Here is a 472-nt window from a genome sequence, read left to right as displayed (position 1 = left end):
ATATCAATCTGGATGACGACCCGGCGGAGATTATGGCGCGGCTCGACCGCAATCAGCATACGCGTCTGCTGATCACCGATCAGAGCAACGAGCTGCTGGGCGTGGTGCACGCCATCGACCTGCTGCATCAGTCGCTGCATCATCAGTCGCTGGATTTGCGCGCGCTGGTTCGTCAGCCGCTGGTGTTTCCCGAGCGGCTGACGCTGCTGCAGGCGCTGGAGCAGTTCCGCCAGGCGCGAACCCATTTTGCCTTTGTGGTAGATGAATTCGGCTCGGTGGAGGGCGTGGTGACGCTGAGCGATTTAATGGAAACCATTGCCGGCAACTTGCCCCTTGAGGGCGAGGAGATTGATGCCCGCTACGACGTGCAGACGCAGGGCGAAGGCCACTGGATCGTTAACGGCAATATTCCGCTGGAGGATTTAGCGCTTTACGTCAGGCTGCCGCTGGATGAGCGACGCAGCTACCACAC

Annotated in this window: 1 protein-coding gene; it reads left to right on the top strand. The window is 60.0% G+C overall.

Features of this window, described 5'->3' with window-relative positions; all coding sequences use genetic code 11:
• A partial coding sequence (locus QC283_RS39390; RefSeq protein ID WP_279566605.1) for a CBS domain-containing protein occupies nt 1-472 on the top strand: 472 nt, incomplete at both ends.

Source organism: Streptomyces sp. DH41, assembly GCF_029813785.1.
Classification (GTDB): domain Bacteria; phylum Actinomycetota; class Actinomycetes; order Streptomycetales; family Streptomycetaceae; genus Streptomyces.
Note: the sequence above shows the minus strand (reverse complement) of the source record. Positions and strands in the feature narration are given on the sequence as shown.